This window comes from Oleiphilus sp. HI0043, assembly GCF_001634935.1.
Genome location: NZ_LWEY01000369.1, coordinates 1 through 633, shown reverse-complemented (window position 1 = coordinate 633; position 633 = coordinate 1). Strand labels below are relative to the sequence as shown.

The window sequence follows — 633 nt, the reverse complement described above, 5'->3', positions numbered from 1 at the left end:
CCGATCATCTCGCTGTCAGAGCTTTTCAGCAAAGTTTGACTGACTAATCGGTGGTGAGCTGCACTGGCTTCAAGTGAATCGATTCGTTCGGCTGCCTTAACCGCCGCTTCGGTGAGTTTGGTAAATGTCCTCAGCTGGTCCTTATCAATCTGGTCAAAGGTGCCAGGTTCAAGCGCATCTAAGGTAAGTAGTCCCCACGGCTTTTCATTAATTAATAAGGGAATGCCCATACAGTCGTGTACATCAGGGTGTTGGTTGTTTTCACCGATTAATCCATCGTAAGGGTCAGGTAGGTCTGAGTTCGCCTCAAAGTGTACCAGCCCTTTTGAATGGATCACTTGAGACAGTCTGGGATGTTCAGTAATGATGAATCGTCTTCCTAGTACGTCATCGCTTAATCCTTTCATTGCAATAGGGCGAAGTTGACTGCCTTCCAGTTTCAAAACCGCCGCCGCATCGAACGGAAATATATTCTGCATATTGTTAAGCAGTCGCTGATAGCGACTTGCTTCAGGTAAGTCTCTAGGGAGGTCGGAAATGATCGACGTAATCGTCTCGAATAATGAACCTGTTGTTGTCATATCTACCTCACTGTTGTCGAAATGATTTCTTGCTAAGGCGGTCATTATGATT

The 633-nt window shown here is 45.8% G+C and carries 1 protein-coding gene; it reads right to left on the bottom strand.

What is annotated here, in order from left to right; translation table 11 throughout:
* Positions 1-581, bottom strand: a 581-nt coding sequence (locus A3729_RS05065; protein WP_197475575.1) for a GAF domain-containing protein, incomplete at its 3' end; no start/stop codon positions are given.
* Between the last annotated feature and the right edge of the window lie 52 nt (positions 582-633).